The 18,556-nt window shown below is 58.1% G+C and carries 18 protein-coding genes, 1 tRNA gene and 2 riboswitches; of the genes, 6 read left to right on the top strand and 13 right to left on the bottom strand.

The annotated features are described in order from the left end of the window. Positions 1-537 precede the first annotated feature (537 nt). Positions 538-3,045, bottom strand: coding sequence for a glycosyltransferase family 2 protein (locus GLS_RS05950; RefSeq protein WP_041111562.1), 2,508 nt, complete (start codon positions 3,043-3,045; stop codon positions 538-540). Positions 3,046-3,503: 458 nt separating this feature from the next. Next, a tRNA-Ala gene (locus GLS_RS05945) sits at positions 3,504-3,579 on the bottom strand. 142 nt (positions 3,580-3,721) lie between these two features. Here GLS_RS05945 and GLS_RS05940 point away from each other — a divergent pair. Next, positions 3,722-4,027, top strand: a complete 306-nt coding sequence (locus GLS_RS05940; RefSeq protein WP_041111561.1) for a YggT family protein — start codon at positions 3,722-3,724, stop codon at positions 4,025-4,027. A gap of 7 nt (positions 4,028-4,034) precedes the next feature. On the opposite strand, the gene GLS_RS05935 is transcribed toward GLS_RS05940, so the two are convergent. The 4 genes from GLS_RS05935 to GLS_RS13355 form a co-directional block, all read right to left on the bottom strand. After that, positions 4,035-4,244 (bottom strand): hypothetical protein, encoded by a 210-nt coding sequence (locus GLS_RS05935; protein ID WP_041111560.1) that lies wholly within the window; start codon positions 4,242-4,244, stop codon positions 4,035-4,037. A 42-nt stretch (positions 4,245-4,286) separates the two neighbouring features. Next, positions 4,287-5,750, bottom strand: a complete 1,464-nt coding sequence (gene tldD / locus GLS_RS05930) for a metalloprotease TldD (protein ID WP_041111559.1) — start codon at positions 5,748-5,750, stop codon at positions 4,287-4,289. Between the two features lie 76 nt (positions 5,751-5,826). Beyond that, complete coding sequence (locus tag GLS_RS05925) at positions 5,827-6,990, bottom strand: aminotransferase (RefSeq protein WP_041111558.1); 1,164 nt, start codon at positions 6,988-6,990, stop codon at positions 5,827-5,829. A 119-nt stretch (positions 6,991-7,109) separates the two neighbouring features. Beyond that, positions 7,110-7,736 (bottom strand): HAAS signaling domain-containing protein, encoded by a 627-nt coding sequence (locus GLS_RS13355; protein ID WP_155721033.1) that lies wholly within the window; start codon positions 7,734-7,736, stop codon positions 7,110-7,112. 343 nt (positions 7,737-8,079) lie between these two features. On the opposite strand from GLS_RS13355, the gene glnA reads away from it, so the two are divergent. Beyond that, positions 8,080-9,462 (top strand): type I glutamate--ammonia ligase, encoded by a 1,383-nt coding sequence (glnA, locus tag GLS_RS05915; protein ID WP_041112713.1) that lies wholly within the window; start codon positions 8,080-8,082, stop codon positions 9,460-9,462. Between the two features lie 84 nt (positions 9,463-9,546). After that, positions 9,547-10,176 (top strand): trimeric intracellular cation channel family protein, encoded by a 630-nt coding sequence (locus GLS_RS05910; RefSeq protein WP_041111556.1) that lies wholly within the window; start codon positions 9,547-9,549, stop codon positions 10,174-10,176. Between the two features lie 23 nt (positions 10,177-10,199). Here GLS_RS05910 and GLS_RS05905 read toward each other — a convergent pair whose 3' ends face one another. The 5 genes from GLS_RS05905 to gcvT form a co-directional block, all read right to left on the bottom strand. Further along, positions 10,200-10,412, bottom strand: a complete 213-nt coding sequence (locus tag GLS_RS05905; RefSeq protein ID WP_011252660.1) for a heavy-metal-associated domain-containing protein — start codon at positions 10,410-10,412, stop codon at positions 10,200-10,202. A gap of 88 nt (positions 10,413-10,500) precedes the next feature. Beyond that, positions 10,501-10,812: a putative quinol monooxygenase gene (locus GLS_RS05900; RefSeq protein WP_052327494.1), complete on the bottom strand. Its 312-nt coding sequence runs from the start codon at positions 10,810-10,812 to the stop codon at positions 10,501-10,503. Between the two features lie 195 nt (positions 10,813-11,007). Then, a complete protein-coding gene (gene gcvP / locus GLS_RS05895; protein WP_041111554.1) occupies positions 11,008-13,863 on the bottom strand; it encodes an aminomethyl-transferring glycine dehydrogenase in 2,856 nt (951 codons plus the stop codon). A 63-nt stretch (positions 13,864-13,926) separates the two neighbouring features. Beyond that, a complete protein-coding gene (gene gcvH, locus GLS_RS05890; protein WP_041111553.1) occupies positions 13,927-14,286 on the bottom strand; it encodes a glycine cleavage system protein GcvH in 360 nt (119 codons plus the stop codon). Positions 14,287-14,322: 36 nt separating this feature from the next. After that, the gene (gene gcvT, locus GLS_RS05885; RefSeq protein ID WP_041111552.1) at positions 14,323-15,456 is read right to left on the bottom strand and encodes a glycine cleavage system aminomethyltransferase GcvT; all 1,134 of its coding nucleotides are present in this window, start codon (positions 15,454-15,456) and stop codon (positions 14,323-14,325) included. A gap of 79 nt (positions 15,457-15,535) precedes the next feature. Beyond that, positions 15,536-15,611, bottom strand: a riboswitch (glycine riboswitch). After that, a riboswitch (glycine riboswitch) is annotated at positions 15,612-15,701 on the bottom strand. It lies immediately after the preceding riboswitch. A 91-nt stretch (positions 15,702-15,792) separates the two neighbouring features. Between gcvT and GLS_RS05880 the strand changes: the two genes are divergently transcribed. The 3 genes from GLS_RS05880 (at position 15,793) to GLS_RS05870 (ending at position 16,908) form a co-directional block, all read left to right on the top strand. Continuing rightward, positions 15,793-16,095, top strand: a complete 303-nt coding sequence (locus tag GLS_RS05880; protein WP_011252655.1) for a putative quinol monooxygenase — start codon at positions 15,793-15,795, stop codon at positions 16,093-16,095. Positions 16,096-16,113: 18 nt separating this feature from the next. After that, positions 16,114-16,380 carry a putative hemolysin gene (locus tag GLS_RS05875; protein ID WP_226986652.1) on the top strand — a complete coding sequence of 89 codons (267 nt, stop codon included), beginning with the start codon at positions 16,114-16,116 and terminating at the stop codon, positions 16,378-16,380. 99 nt (positions 16,381-16,479) lie between these two features. Then, positions 16,480-16,908: a MarR family winged helix-turn-helix transcriptional regulator gene (locus GLS_RS05870; protein ID WP_052327493.1), complete on the top strand. Its 429-nt coding sequence runs from the start codon at positions 16,480-16,482 to the stop codon at positions 16,906-16,908. Between the two features lie 35 nt (positions 16,909-16,943). On the opposite strand, the gene speE is transcribed toward GLS_RS05870, so the two are convergent. Both speE and speD read right to left on the bottom strand, forming a co-directional pair. Next, complete coding sequence (speE, locus tag GLS_RS05865; protein WP_011252652.1) at positions 16,944-17,816, bottom strand: polyamine aminopropyltransferase; 873 nt, start codon at positions 17,814-17,816, stop codon at positions 16,944-16,946. 66 nt (positions 17,817-17,882) lie between these two features. Next, positions 17,883-18,362, bottom strand: a complete 480-nt coding sequence (gene speD / locus GLS_RS05860; RefSeq protein WP_011252651.1) for an adenosylmethionine decarboxylase — start codon at positions 18,360-18,362, stop codon at positions 17,883-17,885. Between the last annotated feature and the right edge of the window lie 194 nt (positions 18,363-18,556).

The raw sequence follows: 18,556 nt of genomic DNA, 5'->3' as shown, positions 1-18,556 counted from the left end.
CCTACGTGTAGTTTTATGTTCCAACCATAACGAACTCTAACTTCTGGAGATTTTAGTGCCCATCACACGGCCTTCATGATGCTATGGAAATGTTTTCCAGATCAGGTTGCCACTGAGCTGACCCGCTATCATGAAGAATAGTTAGACGAACATCCGCATTTCCCTCTCCTGCAGACTTGAAACCGTTCGGCAGGATACGTCTGTTGACCTAAGTCTCATCAATCATGATGGCCCAACACTTTCAACAATTATACAGCATCGGGTGTGATGCCATAATCTTTCGAAAGTATCACGCCAGCATAGATCATTACTGATACGCAAAAATGACACCTCTTAACGTACAGTAATCCTCTCGCCCCGGGAGCTTCCAACTCTTCGAAAAAAGAGCGACTGATAATCCATCTGGTCGTCAGTCAGCACAGCTCGCTAATCTCACAGCTCCTCACAGAGCCTGAGACAAAACTCCGTCCCGAAGAGAGAAGCGAGCTGTTTCCAAGCTACGTCATTTCTAAAGGCAACCCATATAACTCTGTGAGATCAGGGAAGGTCTTCAGGATCTACCAGATTAAAGAATGTCTGCTGGTCGACAGTAAAATAGCGCGGATAAGATGGGTCGCGTTCAAATAGCGGATCTGAACTCCAGCGTTCGAGCATAGTCTGAGTTTCCAGGAAGAAACGCGTTTCATGTTCGGGTTTGTCATCAGTTCCACGAGACAGACTCTCGTGATGATAAGCAATCGTCTCTGCACTAAAGATAATCCGATACCCCGCCCGACGAATTTTCAAACATAGATCAACATCATTAAAAGCGACTTTCAACGCTTCTTCATCAAATCCGCCGACTTCATCAAAAACAGTACGTCTGACCAGCATAAGCGCCGCAGTAACGGCTGTTACTTCGTGCGAAAGCATGGTGCGGCCGATATATCCATATTCTGATAGCGGATCACCCCGATGTACATGAGCTGCCACACCAGCCGGCCCCACAACTACACCGGCATGTTGAATCGTATCATTAGGGTAAAGCAGCTTGGCACCAACAGCTCCGACATCTTTAAATGCCTGAGCTTCTCCAACCATGCGCTGTAACCACTTTGGATCTTCCACAAATACGTCGTTATTCATGAATACGACATAATCAGATGTAGCCTGAGCTACAGCGATATTGTTAAGGCGAGAAAAATTAAATGGTTCCTCTACCGTTATGACAGAAACATTTTTATGTTTCTGAATTTTTTTGATGAAATCCAGTGTCTCATCACGCACCGACCAATTGTCGATCAAAATAATATTGTAGTTCTTGTAAACCGTATGCTTAAGGATATTTTCGACGCAGGTAAGCGTCGTATCCAGCTGATCTTTAAAGGGGATGATGATGGTCACTGACGGCTGGGTACGCGAGGTCCATTCTACACCATAAAGCGTCAGTCCGCGGATGGACGAAACCTTGGAAGCTATTTTCTGTCGCTTGAGATGGTCGGCCACACATTTTACGCCGGCATTGATCGCGTAAGTTTTCTGGCTCACATCAACAGCTGTGGAATTGGGGGTTTTGCGCCAGTGATAAAGAATTTCAGGCACATGGAAAATTTCTGATGGACTAAGAACTTCCGTTGCTTTCAGTACGAAATCATGGTCCTGCGCTCCGTTGTAATCGGAGTTGAGATGCCCAATCTTCCGCATTGTCGCAGCATCTACCATCGTTAAATGACATATATAATTGCAACCAAGAAGATAACGATAGTTGAAATCAGGTTTGAGATTGGGCTCCAGATAATACCCGGCCTGATCGATTTTATCCTCATCCGAATAAAGGATCTTGGCGCCGGTTTCATGGGCCGCTCGAACCATGACTTCAATAGCGACATCTACCAGAAGATCATCGTGATCAAAGAAGGCAACATACTGCCCTTTGGCAGCATCCATTGCTACATTTGTAGCGCCAGCAATCCCCACATTCTTTTTTAGGGTAATGCATTTGATGCGCGGATCGATTTTGGCGAAATTATTGATGATTTCCGTTGTTTCGCGACTTTTACCCGCATCATCAACGAGGATAAGCTCCCAATTCTGATAAGTCTGATCAAGAACAGACTGGACAGCTGCCTTGAAGTCACTTTCAAGCGGGCGATAGACAGGACAAAGAATTGAGACAAGCGGCGTGAATGCGCTATTTTTTTCTTCACGCACACGCTGTTCAGCCACTCGTTTGTCCAGAAGAGCATAATATTTGCGTGCCCATCGATCATAGTCTCCCAACGTATAGGAACGCTTGGGAACGAGATCACGAAGCTCCTGCCGCAGCTTCGCCATACGTCTGTAAATTTCATCGAGTTCGTTGGTGACGTCGATGATCCGGCTTTCAAATGCATCATCCGCAAAGGACGTTACTATTGGACAGCCATCAAGCTCTATATCATCCGGTTGTGCCAAGACCTTGATTGTATGCTGGCCACTTCCTCTTAGCGCTTGTGGAATGGGGAACTCAAACCCGCAATTGGGATCACACCCCAAGACGGCAGCAACATCTCCACGATAACGGTTTGCGCGTGTCTGTCCGATCCGAATACCATCAACGAGAATTGATAGCACCACACCACCAGTCTCTTCGCCATCTCGCAACTTGCGAAGCACCCAACCGCGAAGTGCCCCCTGTTTCACGCCGTCAACATGACTTTTATAAGAAGGCTTGCGATGGCCGGAAAATATGATCGAGGTCATGCCATCGGATGAAAGTGGCAGAGCGGAACGGTCATCCAGACGCAAGGAAAGCGTATGTTTTTCACCGTTAAAGTAACTTGATGGTATTTGGAACCTGAAACCCAGATTGGCGGTCGGAAGTGAAAACGTTGCCTGAACGTCTTCACGGGGCAAATCGGCAATCGCCATTCCGACTTCCTGCCCATCAATGATTATGTGAATTCTTACAGGAGAAAATTTTTCCAGATTACATGTCGCCCACCCTCGGACGGCACCATCTTCCAGACCGTCAAAATGTCCTTGGAACTGAACTAAGGCTGTTCGAGTTTCTACCGATTTAGACATTCTAACGCATCCACCTTACAAAAATCAGTCAAGGGCATCTCTACCGAAGAGCAAAGTATCCTGCGAGCACTTTCCCGTGAATAGAAAAATTTACCCAATTAAAACACACTACATCAGAACTCTATAAGGGGAGAAGAGACTAGACAATCCCTTATACGCATTAAATATTCCAATAATATGATATTCGAGTGATTTTAAAGCGGATTTAACATCATGTAGTAAAATTGAAAAATTGAATTATGCAGGTTTACTTTAAATTATTAGGAATTTGCGCTACACAAACTCTCTGATTGCGGTAATATCTTCAGTGATATGTTCTATTGCCCGCAAAACAGACAAACCAGAACACACCCAGCTTCCCCTAGGAGATGATAACCCTAAAAATCCAGTATTGATCTCTCCATTACTACAGGAGAAACAATTCAGTCTTATCTATATTTTAAGACAAACGAAAACCGTGGTGGAGCTGAGGGGAATCGAACCCCTGACCTCCTCATTGCGAACGAGGCGCTCTCCCATCTGAGCTACAGCCCCACGGCAGAACAATAGTTCTCTTCTTCTCGCAGACTGTCAAGCAGCCCTGCACGCAAGACGTTGTTCTGTGCTATCGCTATGGCTACAAGCGTTCCTCAACCAGCCTTCCGGCTGCCCTTCCCGACATTCGACGAGGTTTTATATGGTTGCCCTGCATGCCATTATCCTGATGCTGATCCAGGCTTTTGTGTGGATTCTGCTGGCGTACTGCATCCTGTCGATGCTGCTGGGTTTCGGGATCCTGGATATCCGCAACCGGTTTTTCTATTCCATTTTCAACACGCTGGCCCGGATCGTCGAACCTGTCATGGCTCCGATCCGCAGCATCCTTCCCAATACGGGCGGCATGGATTTTGCGCCAATGGTCGTCCTGCTGCTGATCCAGTTTCTGGTCTACCCGGCCGTCAACAGGATCTTCTTCATGCTCGCGACGCATAACAGCTTCTGAAAACGGCCTATCTCAGGGCGCGCCACACCTCTTCCAGCGCTTCAACCAGCGTATCCCGCGTCTCCTGATGCAGCGTCCCATCCGGGCGCTGCATCCAGACCGACCATCCCGTTCCCGGCTGACGCTCCATTTTCACAGCCCAGTCCGCTGGCAGACGGGAGAAAACCCGCTCCATCCGGGCTTCAGCCGTCAGGGGTTTGGCGTAATTATGACCCATCACGAATAGCTTTCGTCTCTCGAACGGCCCGGCGTCCCCGGATCAGGCCGTACCACCCACCGTCAGACCCGAAATCTTCAGCGTCGGCTGCCCGACACCCACCGGCACGCCCTGACCAGCCTTGCCGCAGGTTCCGATGCCAGGATCCAGCGCCACATCGGACCCGATCATGGAAATCTGGTTCATCGCATCCGCCCCATTGCCGATCAGCGTGGCGCCCTTCACCGGACGGATGATTTTCCCGTCCTCGACCAGATAGGCTTCCGAAGCCGCAAACACGAACTTGCCCGACGTGATATCCACCTGGCCTCCCCCGAAGTTCACGGCATAAAGCCCCCGCTTCATCGAGCGGATCATCTCATCGGTGGTCGCGCCTCCTTCCAGCATGAGCGTATTGGTCATGCGCGGCATCGGAGCATGTGCATAGGATTCCCGGCGTCCATTCCCGGTGGATTTCGTTCCCATCAGACGAGCATTCAGCCGGTCCTGGAGATAACCGGTCAAGATCCCATCCTCGATCAGAACGGTCCGGGACGTCGGCGTTCCTTCATCATCAACACTCAGCGACCCACGACGCTCCGGAAGCGTTCCATCATCGACCACAGTCACGCCTGGAGACGCCACACGCTTGCCGATCATCCCCGAGAAGGACGAGGTCCCCTTGCGGTTGAAATCGCCTTCCAGCCCGTGCCCAACGGCCTCATGCAGCAGAATGCCCGGCCATCCCGGACCAAGCACCACATCCATTTCCCCTGCAGGCGCCGGTGCGGCTTCCAGTGTGATCAGAGCCTGTTTCAGGGCCTTGTCGACGGCATCGCGCCACGTTTCCGGCGCCAGCAGACGGTCCAGTTCATAGCGCCCCCCCAGACCACAGCTTCCGCTCTCACGCTGACCGTCCTTTTCCACAACGACAGACACGTTCATGCGCACCAGCGGCCGCAGGTCCGCCACATCGCCGCCGGAGTCCGCGCGCCGCATGATCTGCACGGCCTGCCATTCGGAACTCAGTACGGCACTGACCTGCACCACCCGGGAATCCAGCCCCCGCGCATAGGCATCGATCTCGCTCAGAACTGCTGCACGCGCTGCAAAATCCGTTCCTTCAAGCGGGCGGGAGTCGCCATAAAGCCGCTGGTTCGTCGCCTGCGGTCCCGGCGCCATGATGCCGCTGCGTCCCTGCCGCACGGCACCCACCGTACTGACAGCCCGCTCCAGAGCATCCCGGCTGATATCGTCTGCATGCGCAAAAGCCGTCTCCGTTCCCAGAACAGCCCGCAGCCCGAACCCTGAAGACGTGTTGAAGCTCGCCGAACGGATCGTCCCGTCATCCAGACTGATGCTTTCGTTTTCCCGGTATTCCAGGAACAGCTCGCCATCATCCACACCATCAAGCCCACGATTGACGAGCGCCCGGGCATCGTCACGGGTCAGCTTTGAATCGGGTCGCCCGAAAAACAGGGCATCGGTCGTCGCAAGAGCGCCCAGAGCATCAGCAGCAACAGACATGAGAAATCTCCAGACAGAACAGACCGGCTTTTCCGGCAGACAGATTGAACACAGAGCGGAGCACGACGCAGGACTTTTAAGAAAGGGCCTTTTCCAGCCGTTTCAAGGCCTCCCGCAGGATCTCCGGCTTTTTGCAGAACGCAAACCGGATCAGATTCTGCGGTGGGGCATCCCCCTGCGGGTCATAGAAAGCCGAAACCGGGATCGTGGCCACACCCGCATGTTCCACCAGCCAGCGCGCGAATTCAACATCGCCCCGTCCGGCCGCATGTCGCGAAATATCCGCCACGATGAAATAACTGCCATCCGCCGGCAGCGTCTCAAACCCCAGCCGGTGCAGACCATCCCGCAGCAGATCCCGCTGTATTTCCATCTGCGCTGACAGTCCTTCGTAATAGCTGTCATCCTTGTTCAGCCCGTAAGCCACGGCCCGCTGAAGGTTCGGGGCCGTTGCGAACACCAGAACCTGATGCGCCTTCGCCACCACGGATGCCAGCGCCGCCGGTGCCGTCACATAGCCGACTTTCCATCCCGTCAGGGAAAAGCTCTTGCCCGCACTCCCGATCCGCATGCACCGCTCGCGCATCCCCGGCAATGTCATCAGCGGAATGTGTTTCACGTGAAACGTCAGATGCTCGTAAACCTCGTCACAGATCGCATAGGCATCATGTTCCCGCACCAGATCCGCAATCAGCTCAAGCTCCTCGCGGACAAACACCTTCCCGGACGGGTTCATCGGTGAATTGAGCATGATCGCCTTGGTCTTCGGACCAAACGCAGCCCGAAGCTCCGCCTCCGGTACGGACCAGTGCGGCGGCGCAAGCCGCACACAACGTGGCACCGCCCCCAGAAGCTTCAGAGCCGGCAGATAGGTGTCATAAAGAGGCTCGATCACCACCACCTCATCCCCCGGCTCCACGACCGCCATCAGACACGCCGCCAGAGCCTCCGTCGCGCCAGACGTCACGACAACTTCCGTCGCAGGGTCGACCTCAAGCCCATAAAAACGCTGGTTGGACGCCGCCACGGCCTCACGCAGTTCCGGCAGGCCCGTCAGCGGCGCATACTGGTTGCGCCCGCCGCGCAGCGCATCCGCCGCGACCTGAATGATATCCTGCGGCCCCTCCGTATCCGGAAACCCCTGCCCGAGATTGATCGCCCCATGCTTCACGGCAAGCTGTGACATAATCGTGAAGATGGTTGTCGGAAGGCTCGCAAGATACTGATTGGGCGTTTTCATCAACGGATTCCAGAACTGACGGAAAACAGAAAGCCCTGCACCATCGCAGGCTGAAGGAGCGCTGAAAAGCCTTTCGCACTCCCCTTCCGTTCCATAATGGAAATCCCCTCTCCCGCCCCTCAGTCCAGCCCCTGCGTTTTGCGGCGCATGTCCCGCAACAGGAGCTGCCCCAGTCCCCGCAAAAGAAGCATCGCCAGCACGACAAGGACGATTCCGATACCGCAGCAGAGGATCGCATATCCCCAGGAAAGCGGGATGCCATTCCCGGGCACACCATCCGTCGTAACAGTGATCGAGAACGGGTTGTCGTCCACCACGAAAATATCCTGCGGAACAAAGAGCCGCAGCACGGGCATCGCTGCCAGAAGAAGCCCCATCAGCCCAAGCGCAATCACGACAAATCCGCCGACAAACGCCAGCAGACTCCCCGCCGCCAGCCGCAGAAGAACCCAGAACAGACCAAAGGGATTCGACTGCTGCACACCGACGGACAGTTCATGCCGGATCGTAAAGCGTGCCGCGAGCCTGTCCGGCTTTCCCAGTCTTTCCAGCAGAGCCAGCGCCGCCCCTTCCCCCAGCCGGGCCTGCGCCGCGACCTGGGCCCGCACTTCAGCGACAATCACATCCCGTTCGCTTTCAGGCAGGCTGAGCAGGCCGCCCCGGAATTCGTGCAGGTACCGTTCGAGCGGCAGGGAAAGCAGATCGCTGTCTTTCAGGCCGTCCGGAGATGAGGAAGCAGGCATCATGAGGATATTTCCCAAAAAGAGTCTCGCTGCTCTCTTTGCATGCAAGTTCCGGACCAGATGTGGAAAACTCCGGTTCGCTTCCGAAAGATTCAATCATAAATCCGCCAAATGGCGTAATTTCCCATACTCGACAGACGGGCATTTGTCGCTTAATCGTTTTGCAGCCGTTTACACGATGCAAGGCGACAGATCGATGGCCAAGAAAGCCCCCACTTCCTCTACCGTGAAACCGAAGGCCGCTCCCGCGCGCCGTACCTCGAAGGCTGCAGCCCCCAAGGCTGCTCCCGCAGCAGCTGGCAAGCCGCCCGCCCCGAACCCGCAGGCCGTTGCCCGCGTCTTCGAGATGATCCAGGAGCACGCGGCGGAATTCGTCGATCTGCGCTTTACGGACCCCAAGGGCAAGTGGCACCACACGACCCAGACGGTCTCGACCATCGAAGACGATACCTTTGTTGAAGGCTTCATGTTCGACGGCTCGTCCATCCAGGGCTGGAAGGCCATCAACGAGTCCGACATGGTCCTGCTTCCGGATCCGGAAACGGCCGTTATGGACCCGTTCTCCGCCAAGCCGCAGCTGATCCTGTTCTGCGACATCATCGATCCGAAGACGGGCAACTTCTACAACCGCGACCCGCGCTCGACCGCCAAGCTCGCAGAAGCCTACCTCAAGGAAGCCGGCTTCGGTGACACAGCGTTCTTCGGTCCGGAAGCAGAGTTCTTCATCTTCGACAACGTGCAGTTCGGCACAGGCCCGAACTTCGGCATGTACCAGCTCGACAGCATCGAAGGCCCGGGTGCGTCCCTGAAAGCCTATCCGGAAGGCAACATGGGCCACCGCCCTGTCGTCAAAGGTGGCTACTTCCCGGTCCCGCCCGTGGACAGCGAAAACGACCTGCGCGCCGAAATGCTCTCCACGATGGGCGAAATGGGCCTGCCGATCGAGAAGCATCACCACGAAGTCGCACAGTCGCAGCACGAGCTCGGCACGAAGTTCGACACGCTCGTGAAGTCCGCCGACTTCATGCAGATCTACAAGTACTGCGTGCACAACGTCGCCCATTCCTACGGCAAGACGGCCACGTTCATGCCGAAGCCGATCTCGGGCGACAACGGTTCGGGCATGCATGTCCACCAGTCCATCTGGAAGGACGGCAAGCCGACCTTCGCTGGCGATAAGTATGCCGACCTGTCCGATGAGGCGCTGTACTATATCGGTGGCATCATCAAGCACGCGAAGGCCCTGAATGCCTTCACGAACCCATCCACCAACTCCTACAAGCGCCTGATCCCGGGCTTCGAAGCCCCCGTGCTGCTGGCTTACTCCGCTGCGAACCGTTCGGCCTCCTGCCGTATCCCGCATGCGACCAACCCGAAGGCCAAGCGCGTTGAAGTCCGCTTCCCGGACCCGACCGCCAACCCGTATCTCGCCTTCGCCGCCATGCTGATGGCCGGCCTCGACGGCATCCGCAACAAGATCCACCCGGGCGACGCCATGGACAAGGATCTGTACGAACTGCCGAAGGAAGAACTGGCCCAGATCCCGACGGTCTGCGGTTCGCTCCGTGAAGCTCTCGAAGCCCTCAAGGAAGACCATGCCTTCCTGCTCGAAGGCGGCGTCTTCACCAAGGACCAGATCGAAAGCTACATCGACATCAAGTGGCCGGAAGTCTACAAGTTCGAACACACGCCGCATCCGGCAGAGTTCGAGATGTACTACTCGGTCTGATCCGGGTCAGAACATCACCTTTACGGAAAGCCCGGCCTTCGTGCCGGGCTTTTCTGTTTTCAACACACACTTCAAGACGGCCCGATGATCCCTCCCGCCCTTCAGGCCTTCTCCTCGTCCGCCCTGCCGATCCTCGACATCGCAGGCACGGTCGTCTTCGCCATTTCAGGCGCGATCGAAGCCGCACGCGCACGCCTGACCATCGTGACCTTCATGTTCTTCGCCGCCATCACCGGCGTCGGCGGAGGCACCGTGCGGGATCTGCTGATCAGCGCGCCCGTCTTCTGGATGCACACCTCCGTTCCGATTGCTGCCTGCCTGCTGTCCGCCATTGCCGTCTGGTTCACACCAGCCCGCTTCTGGCCGGCCCGCGCGGTGGAATGGTTCGACGGTCTCGGGATCGCAGCCTATGGCGTGTTCGGCTCAGCCAAGGCGCTGGCTTACGGCATCCCGCTGATCCCCGCGGCTCTCATGGGAATTGTCAGCGCCTGCATGGGCGGTATTTTCCGGGATGTGCTGGCAGGTGTGCCATCCATCATCATCCGGCCGGAACTCTATGTCACGGCCGTCGCCCTGGCGTCAGGAACCTATGTCTCCCTGACAGCCCTGGGTCTGAACACCACGCTCGCGGCAGCCATCGCCGTCCTGGCCGGCTTCAGCCTGCGTGCAGCAGCACTCATCAAAGGGATCGGCCTGCCCCATTACCATCGCTAGGTGACAGGCCTTTCCGGTAGGCTTCAAGCGATCACGTCGAACCCGACGTCTTCCACCACATGCCGCAGCGCCACCGGCGTCACCTTCTGCTCATCATACTGAATGGCAGCCTGGGCCGGATCGAGCGTCACCTGCGCAGACGACACGCCGGGAACACTGGACAGCGCGGACTGCAGCTTGCCCGAGCATCCGTTGCACGACATCCCGTCAACCTTGAACGTCACCATCGAAACCATAAGAAACTCTCCTGTCTTCCAGAGGCTGCTCCGTAAAGCAGTCGATCCCCGAGTGGGACATATTCCGGCAAAAAAGCAAACCGCTTTTTCAGGCTGCGTCGGCAGCGTCGTCCAGCGGCTGAACCTTCATGATCTCGGCCTGAGCGCCACATTTGGCAAGGGCATCCCCCAGAACCTTGAAATGCGGCGCGGCCAGATGGGCCTCAAAACCGGCTTCCGAAGCCCAGACCTCGTTGGCCACGAAGCGCCCGCCCTTCTCGATATCCTTACTGATCACATAGTGGCGGCAGGCCTCTTCCTTGCGGGATGCCACGACACAGGCCGCAAAAGCCGCCTCTGCCGCTGCCGCATGTTCAGCGGGAACCGTGACAACGGCCGTGATGTGAACCGTCTGGCTCATGATGGAACTCCTCATCAACAATGAAGCTGCCCTAAAGCCTCTTCAGGCGACGGACAGCGTTTCACGTGAAACCATACCTCACCCCTTTGTGATAAAGAACCCATGCCGGGTATCCGACCTGAAAGGACCGGACAGCAGAAAGGCGCCTCCCCGAAAGAAGACGCCTTTGCCAAAACACCGAACTGAAAAACCCGTTCAGCCTTCGACGTAGCTCGAAATATCCGGGCAGGAACAGACAAGGTTCCGGTCCCCCCAGGCATTGTCCAGACGCCCGACCGGCGACCAGTATTTCGCCGTATCCACACCACCGGGGAAGCACCCGGCCTCGCGGCTGTAGGAGCGGCCCCAGTCCCCCGCCAGATCCGCCGTCGTATGCGGCGCAAAGCGCAGCGGGCTCTCTTCCATCGCCACACGCCCGGCTTCAACCTCCGCAATTTCCGCACGGATGGCGATCATCGCATCGCAGAAGCGATCCAGTTCGCCCTTCCCTTCGGATTCCGTCGGCTCGATCATGAACGTTCCCGCCACCGGGAAGCTGACCGTTGGCGCATGGAAGCCGTGATCGATCAGACGCTTGGCAATATCGTCCACTGTCACGCCGACCGCATCCTTCAGCGGCCGCAGATCCACGATGCATTCATGCGCCGTAAAGCCGTTCGTCCCGCGATACAGAACCGGGTAGTGCTCACCCAGACGCGATGCGATGTAGTTCGCATTCAGGATCGCCATCGTGGTCGCCTGACGCAGCCCTTCATCACCCATCATCATGATGTAAGCGGCAGAAATCGGCAGAATGGACGCCGATCCAAAAGGCGCCGCAGACACCGCAATGCCATGCTGTCCCGGCAGATACGGCGCGAGGTGCTTGCCCACACCGATCGGTCCCATGCCCGGCCCGCCGCCGCCATGCGGAATGCAGAACGTCTTGTGCAGATTGAAATGCGAGACATCGGCGCCATACAGCCCCGGCCGCGCCAGACCAACCTGCGCATTGAGGTTCGCACCGTCCAGATAGACCTGCCCACCCGCAGCGTGAACCAATTCGCAGATCTCGACGATCCGCTCCTCGAACACACCATGCGTAGACGGATAGGTGATCATGATGGCCGCCACGCGCCCGTCATGCTGCGCGATCTTCGCCTTCAGATCCTCGACATCCACATTGCCGTTCTCATCGCAGGCCACGACAACAACCCGCATCCCGGCCATCTGGGCCGACGCCGGATTGGTCCCGTGTGCGGAGGCCGGAATCAGGCAGACGTCGCGGTTCTCATCCCCACGCGCGCGGTGATAGCCACGAATAGCCAGAAGCCCGGCATATTCGCCCTGCGCGCCGGAATTCGGCTGAAGCGACACGGCATCATAGCCCGAAATCGCGCAAAGCGTGCGCTCCAGATACGTGAACAGTTCGGCATAGCCCTGAACCTGATCCGCAGGCGCAAACGGATGAATCCGCGCGAATTCCGGCCAGGTGATGGGGATCATCTCCGCCGTCGCATTGAGCTTCATCGTGCAGGAGCCCAGCGGAATCATCGTCCGGTCCAGCGCCAGATCCTTGTCAGCCAGCGCGCGCATGTAGCGCAGCAGATCCGTCTCGGAGCGGTGCGCATGGAACACCGGATGCGTCAGCAGCGGTGCCGTCCGCGACAGGGCTTCCGGCAGCGCATCAGCCACATCGAGCGCCTGTTCGATGGCCGATAGATCCGCCCCTTCGCCCGCGAACGCTGCCCAGACCGCGCGGATCGTCTCCGGGGTCGTGGTCTCGTCACAGGACATGCCGATCCGGCCATCCCCTGCATCGCGCAGATTGATGCCAGAAGCCACGGCGCGCGTCAGAACCTGCGGCGCGGACGCGCCCGCCTGAACGGTGATGGTGTCGAAGAATACATCCGTCTCGACCGTCGCACCCAGAGCCTTCAGCCCGGCGGACAGGATCGCCGCCATCCGATGCGTGCGTGCGGCAATCGCTTTCAGACCTTCCGGGCCGTGATAGACCGCATACATGGACGCGATAATCGCCAGCAGCGCCTGCGCCGTGCAGATGTTGGACGTCGCCTTCTCGCGGCGGATATGCTGCTCGCGCGTCTGAAGCGCCAGACGATAGGCCGGCTTGCCCGCACTGTCGCGCGACACACCCACCAGACGCCCCGGCATATGCCGCTTGAACGCATCGCGCGTCGCCATGAACGCTGCATGCGGCCCACCGGCGCCCATCGGCACGCCATAGCGCTGCATCGAGCCGATCGCGATATCCGCACCCAGCGCGCCCGGGCTTTCCAGCAGAACCAGAGCCAGCGGATCACAGGCCAGAGCCGCAATCGCACCCTTTTCGTGCAGCGCCGCGATCACCTTGCGTGGATCCCGAACCTGCCCCGAAGACCCCGGATAGGACAGGAGCGCTCCAAACACGGAGGACGCATCCAGATCCGTTTCCGGATTACCGACCACAACGTCCCAGCCCAGCGGCTCGGCCCGCGTGCGGATCACGGCAATCGTCTGCGGGTGCGTATCGGCATCCACGAAGAACGCCGTCGCCTTTGACTTGCCCACGCGCTGCGCCAGCGCCATGGCTTCCGCACAGGCCGTGCCCTCGTCCAGCAGGGACGCATTGGCGATGTCGAGTCCCGTCAGATCCGCCACCAGCGTCTGGAAGTTCAGCAGCGCCTCAAGGCGTCCCTGGCTGATTTCGGGCTGATACGGCGTGTAAGCCGTGTACCAGGCCGGATTTTCCAGGATATTCCGCTGGATAACCGGCGGCAGCACCGTATCGTAATAGCCCTGCCCGATCATGGACGTCAGAATCTGATTGCGCGAGGCGATCTGCCGCAGACGCGCCAGTGCATCCTGCTCGGTCAGGGCAGCACCAATCCCATGATCCCCGCGATCGAGAATGGCGGCCGGAATGGTCTTATCGATCAGGTCATCAAGGCTGGAAGCCCCTACGACACGCAGCATCTCTCCGATTTCGGAAGGGCGCGGGCCAATATGGCGGGAGCTGAAATCTTCGGTCTGGGCAGGCCACAAGGTCGTCACAGGCAGGTTCTCTGGCATTTCATGAAAGCAGTGGCGGGCTGAAGAAAAAACGGGGCCTGCCAGCGCAGACCCCGCATCCCCTCAGAGGCTCTTGTACTGTTCGGCCGTCAGCAGGCCCTTGAGGTCGTCCGGGTTGGCCACCGTCATGCGGAAGATCCAGCCCTCACCTTCCGGATCCTTGCCCACCAGCGTCGGATCATCGGACAGCGCGTCATTGAAGCCGGCCAGCGTGCCCGCAACCGGCGCATAGATGTCGGACGCCGCCTTCACGGACTCGACGACAGCCGCAGCATCACCGGCGACAACTTCCGTGCCCTCATCCTTGGCTTCGACGAACACCAGCTCGCCCAGCTCTTCGGAGGCATGTGCCGTGATGCCGACAGTGCCCTGGTCGCCATCGACGCGGATCCATTCATGGGACTTCGTGTAATAGGTCGTCATTGCTGCTTTTTCCTGATCTGAAGTTCAACTGTAAGTTCAGCGCTTGAAGCCGGGTGCCACGAACGGCATCGCCCGCACATGCAGCGGCACATACTTGCCCCGCAGTTCTGCAAAGACGGGCGTATCCACCGCCGCGTGATCCGGCGTGACATATCCCATCGCAACAGGAGCCTTCACGCTCGGGCCAAACGCCCCGGACGTGACCACCCCGATTTCCTTCTGCCCCTCGGCATCGGCAAAGAGCTTCGCCCCCGCCCGCACCGGAGCCCGGCCATCCGCAACCAGCCCGACGCGCTTGCGCGTCACGCCATCACGCGTCTGCTTCAGCACAACATCCGCACCCGGATAGCCGCCCTCACGCACACCGCCTTCACGACGCGCCTTCTGGATCGCCCAGCCCAGCGACGCCTCAACCGGCGTGGTCGTGACATCAATGTCATTGCCATACAGGCACAGCCCGGCTTCCAGACGCAGCGAATCCCGCGCGCCCAGACCGATCGGCAGCACATCCGGCTGCGCCAGGATCGCGCGTGCGACCTTTTCGGCATCCGCGCCGGCACAGCCGATCTCAAATCCGTCCTCGCCCGTATAGCCGGAACGCGACACCGTCACGGGCACACCGGCCAGCTCGGTCTCGATCACATCCATGAAGCGCATGTTCTTCACGGCCGGGCAAAGCGGCGCCAGAGCCGCTTCCGCCGCCGGGCCCTGAAGCGCCATGAGCGCACGGTCGAACTGGCGCGTCACGACACAGCGATCGGACAGCGCCTTCTCGATCCGGTCCGCATCCTGAACCTTGCAGCCCGCATTGACGACAACCAGCAGGTCCTTGCCCATATTGGCGACCATCAGGTCATCTAGAATTCCGCCCTTCTCATTGGTCAGCAGCCCGTAACGCTGACGCCCGGCGGCAAGTCCGACGAAATCAGCCGGAACCAGCGTCTCCAGAGCCGCAGCGGCGTCCTTCACGTCCCCGCTCTTCGCAGCAATGCGGATCTGCCCCATGTGGGACACGTCAAACAGACCGGCCTTTTCGCGCGTATGCAGATGCTCGGTCATCAGCCCGGCCGGGAACTGGATCGGCATCTCGAAGCCCGCGAACGGCACCATCTTCGCGCCAAGTTCCAGATTCAGATCATAAAGGGGAGTACGCTGGAGGGAATCGCTCATGGGGAAAGCCCGGTCCATTCTATCTCAAGACGTGAAGATGCAGACGCCCCCGGCTCCATGCTGACGCAGCCGGAAAAACGTCGCCCCTTCTGTCCTTTCGCCTGAGATCGCTATCCCGTCGGCGGATGCGAAACCGCACCTCTCTCCAGAATGTCCTGACCGCCTCGGTCCTTTGGCCTGAGAGTTTCCGGGGCGGTTGCTCCTTCGGCGCCAGCCTGACGGCTGGTCTCTCCCGTGTCGGTCAGTTCGATCCTGCCAGTTTCCGAAAAACTCCGCAATCGTTACGATCGCTCATGCGTTGTGTCTTTTGCCCTGCAACACGCAAAGGAGAACATCATGGCTGGCGAACTGACGGTCATTGCCGAATTCGAGACCACACCCGCGACCTATGAGAAGTTCCTCGAAGCCTGCGCCTATGACAGCGAGCGCTCCGTCGCCGACGAATCCGGCTGCCACAGCTTCACGGTTCTTTCTCCCGAGACGGAAGCCGACACGGTCATCCTCGTGGAAGTCTATACCGACCGCGCCGCCTTCGAAGAGCACCTCAAGACCCCGCATTTCGGGGTGTTTGCAAAAGCTGTAAAAGACCTGGAGATCAAGGAACGCAGTGTCCGCTTCCTGAAGAAGAGAGCCCCCTGAACAATGCATCTGTCGAACATGAAACGCCTTCTGACCATCACTCTTCTGTGCGGCACGGTTTCCGCCTGCGCCTCACACCCGCAGCACAATCCGCGCCAGCGCCTGATCGGCATCCCCAACCCCGCCAGCGTCTACTGCACGCAGCAGGGCGGCCGCCACGGTGACGTCCGGACTGCCGGCGGCGAAACGGGTATCTGCACCTTCCCGCCCAATCAGGTCTGCGATGAATGGACGCTCTATCGCGAGCACCGCTGCGTCGCGCCCCTGGCCAAGATGACGCCCTGATTTTCCAGCCCGGCCAGCCTGAAAAGGCCAGCCGGGTTTTTTCATTTTCTCAATACATAACATGTTATGTATTCCATCCACATGATCCCCGGAATCCGAATGACCACCCCTTCGCAGCTAAGCGCCCTGACCACGCGCAACAACAGGCTCTTCACGCTCCTGCTGGAACGCGAACTCAAAAAGACAGGCCTCCGAAGCGGTCAGCTCCCCGTGCTGCAGGCTTTGCAGGACGGAAAAACCCTCAATCAGAAAGCCCTCGCGGATTTTGCAGATATCGAACAGCCGGGCATGACAAAACTTCTCGCCCGGATGGAACGCGACGGCCTGATCCGGCGCGAACCAGACCCGACAGACCGCCGCAGCACACTGGTCACGCTGACACCGGACGGCCAGCGGAAAAGCCGGAATATCGTTCCGATAATGGAACACTTGACCAGCACAGCACTCCAGGGGTTCACACCCCTCGAACGCGATATTCTCGTAACACTTCTGGAACGGATAAACAGCAGCCTGAAAAGCCAGCTGTAGCGGCCCGCCCCTTTAATGAAGGGGCAGGCACACGATCATTTTCCGGTTTTCGGAAGATGCTCGGCAATATAGGGCGGCAGGTTGAACGATCCGACATGGATCTCCGGCGTCCAGTAACGCGTCGTCCCCAGGATCTTCGCGGCTTCCGCACGGGTACGGATCTGCTCGACCGTCTGCGTGTTCGGCGCCTGCCCCTTGGAGGCCACACCCAGCGTCATGAACCCGCCGACATAGGTCGGAACAGCGGCCACATACGCGCCAACATGCGGGAAGAACTTCGCGCGACGCAGGCTTGTCTCATACAGCTCATCAGCCTGCATGAACGGCACGCCGCACTGGTTCACGATCAGCCCTTCAGCCGAAAGGATGCGTGCGCAGTTGCTGTAGAACTCGTCCGTGAACAGCACTTCGCCCACACCGATCGGATCGGTGCTGTCGACGATGATCACGTCGAACGAACCATCAGCCGCCTTGGCAACATAGTCGATGCCGTCACCGACAATGACTTCGGCCCGCGGGTCGTTCCACGCATCCCCGGCAATGTCCGGCAGATACTGCTTGGACAGCTCGATCACCGCACCGTCGATCTCGACCATGACAGCCTTCTCGACCGTATCATGCTGCAGGACGCGACGCAGAACGCCACCGTCACCCGCACCGATGATCAGCACGCGCTTCGCACAGGGATGCGCCAGAAGCGGCACATGCGTCAGCATTTCCTGATAGACGAACTCGTCACGCTCGGTGATCTGGATGACACCGTCCAGAACCAGCACGCGGCCGTGGCTGGAGCTTTCAAACACCACCACATCCTGGAAGTCGGATTTTACCCGTGCGAGCTCACGCGTAACGAGAAAGCGCTGTCCCCAGTCCGGGTACAGGGTCTCGTTGAGCCATGTTTCAGCCATGGATCATCGTTTCCTTGTCGGATTGTATTGGAAAAGGACCGGTTTTTACCCGGTCCTTTCATCAGTTCAGGCTGCTTTCGCGGCCTTGTCCTGCACGCGGCCACGCCGCACGGCATCGACCTCGATCCGGCCGGCCTGGAACAGGCGCTGCATCACCGGGATCGACAGGTTCGGGTCACATGCACCGCACATGAACACGTCCACGGCCGCATAATTCCGTTCCGGCCACGTATGGATCGAGATATGGCTTTCCGCCAGCACGATCACGCCGGACACGCCACCATTGGGCGTGAAGTGGTGAAAATGGCTGTGCAGGATCGTTGCGCCAGCCGCCACCGCAGCTTCGCACAGCGTTTCATCGATCCGCATGGGATCATCGAGATTCCGGGCGTCCCAGAAATCGATCAGCAGGTGATTGCCAGCATAACGCTCGCCATCACGCTCAATGAAGTAATCCTTGCGCTCCTCCTCAACGAGGTGAGCTGCGCCGTTCTGGATATCTCTCGGGAGTTCCGATACCATCCCCAGTTGAGCAAGTGCGTTCATCACGTACCCCCAAACCAGTAGACAGCCTGTTGGGCAAAATTGCCCCCTTGGGCCAGGAAGCGCGCTAGTTAGCGGCCCCTCCCCCCTGATGCAAGCACTTTATGGGGTAATTCCCCAATATGTCACATATCTCTGCCGGCCCATGTTCCCACTGCATGAGAAACGGGTTTTCCCTTTCCTGCACACAGGGCTGA

Source organism: Gluconobacter oxydans DSM 3504 (genome assembly GCF_000583855.1).
In the GTDB taxonomy this organism is placed as follows: domain Bacteria; phylum Pseudomonadota; class Alphaproteobacteria; order Acetobacterales; family Acetobacteraceae; genus Gluconobacter; species Gluconobacter oxydans.
This window is presented reverse-complemented; position numbering and strand designations above follow the sequence as displayed.

What these genes read in the sequence shown, in the direction of transcription:
- GLS_RS05950 (WP_041111562.1), bottom strand. Translation starts at nt 3,045, where the DNA reads ATGTCTAAATCGGTAGAAACTCGAACAGCCTTAGTTCAGTTCCAAGGA.
- GLS_RS05940 (WP_041111561.1), top strand. Translation starts at nt 3,722, where the DNA reads ATGGTTGCCCTGCATGCCATTATCCTGATGCTGATCCAGGCTTTTGTG.
- GLS_RS05935 (WP_041111560.1), bottom strand. Translation starts at nt 4,244, where the DNA reads ATGGGTCATAATTACGCCAAACCCCTGACGGCTGAAGCCCGGATGGAG.
- tldD (WP_041111559.1), bottom strand. Translation starts at nt 5,750, where the DNA reads ATGTCTGTTGCTGCTGATGCTCTGGGCGCTCTTGCGACGACCGATGCC.
- GLS_RS05925 (WP_041111558.1), bottom strand. Translation starts at nt 6,990, where the DNA reads ATGAAAACGCCCAATCAGTATCTTGCGAGCCTTCCGACAACCATCTTC.
- GLS_RS13355 (WP_155721033.1), bottom strand. Translation starts at nt 7,736, where the DNA reads ATGATGCCTGCTTCCTCATCTCCGGACGGCCTGAAAGACAGCGATCTG.
- glnA (WP_041112713.1), top strand. Translation starts at nt 8,080, where the DNA reads ATGATCCAGGAGCACGCGGCGGAATTCGTCGATCTGCGCTTTACGGAC.
- GLS_RS05910 (WP_041111556.1), top strand. Translation starts at nt 9,547, where the DNA reads ATGATCCCTCCCGCCCTTCAGGCCTTCTCCTCGTCCGCCCTGCCGATC.
- GLS_RS05905 (WP_011252660.1), bottom strand. Translation starts at nt 10,412, where the DNA reads ATGGTTTCGATGGTGACGTTCAAGGTTGACGGGATGTCGTGCAACGGA.
- GLS_RS05900 (WP_052327494.1), bottom strand. Translation starts at nt 10,812, where the DNA reads ATGAGCCAGACGGTTCACATCACGGCCGTTGTCACGGTTCCCGCTGAA.
- gcvP (WP_041111554.1), bottom strand. Translation starts at nt 13,863, where the DNA reads ATGCCAGAGAACCTGCCTGTGACGACCTTGTGGCCTGCCCAGACCGAA.
- gcvH (WP_041111553.1), bottom strand. Translation starts at nt 14,286, where the DNA reads ATGACGACCTATTACACGAAGTCCCATGAATGGATCCGCGTCGATGGC.
- gcvT (WP_041111552.1), bottom strand. Translation starts at nt 15,456, where the DNA reads ATGAGCGATTCCCTCCAGCGTACTCCCCTTTATGATCTGAATCTGGAA.
- GLS_RS05880 (WP_011252655.1), top strand. Translation starts at nt 15,793, where the DNA reads ATGGCTGGCGAACTGACGGTCATTGCCGAATTCGAGACCACACCCGCG.
- GLS_RS05875 (WP_226986652.1), top strand. Translation starts at nt 16,114, where the DNA reads ATGAAACGCCTTCTGACCATCACTCTTCTGTGCGGCACGGTTTCCGCC.
- GLS_RS05870 (WP_052327493.1), top strand. Translation starts at nt 16,480, where the DNA reads ATGACCACCCCTTCGCAGCTAAGCGCCCTGACCACGCGCAACAACAGG.
- speE (WP_011252652.1), bottom strand. Translation starts at nt 17,816, where the DNA reads ATGGCTGAAACATGGCTCAACGAGACCCTGTACCCGGACTGGGGACAG.
- speD (WP_011252651.1), bottom strand. Translation starts at nt 18,362, where the DNA reads ATGAACGCACTTGCTCAACTGGGGATGGTATCGGAACTCCCGAGAGAT.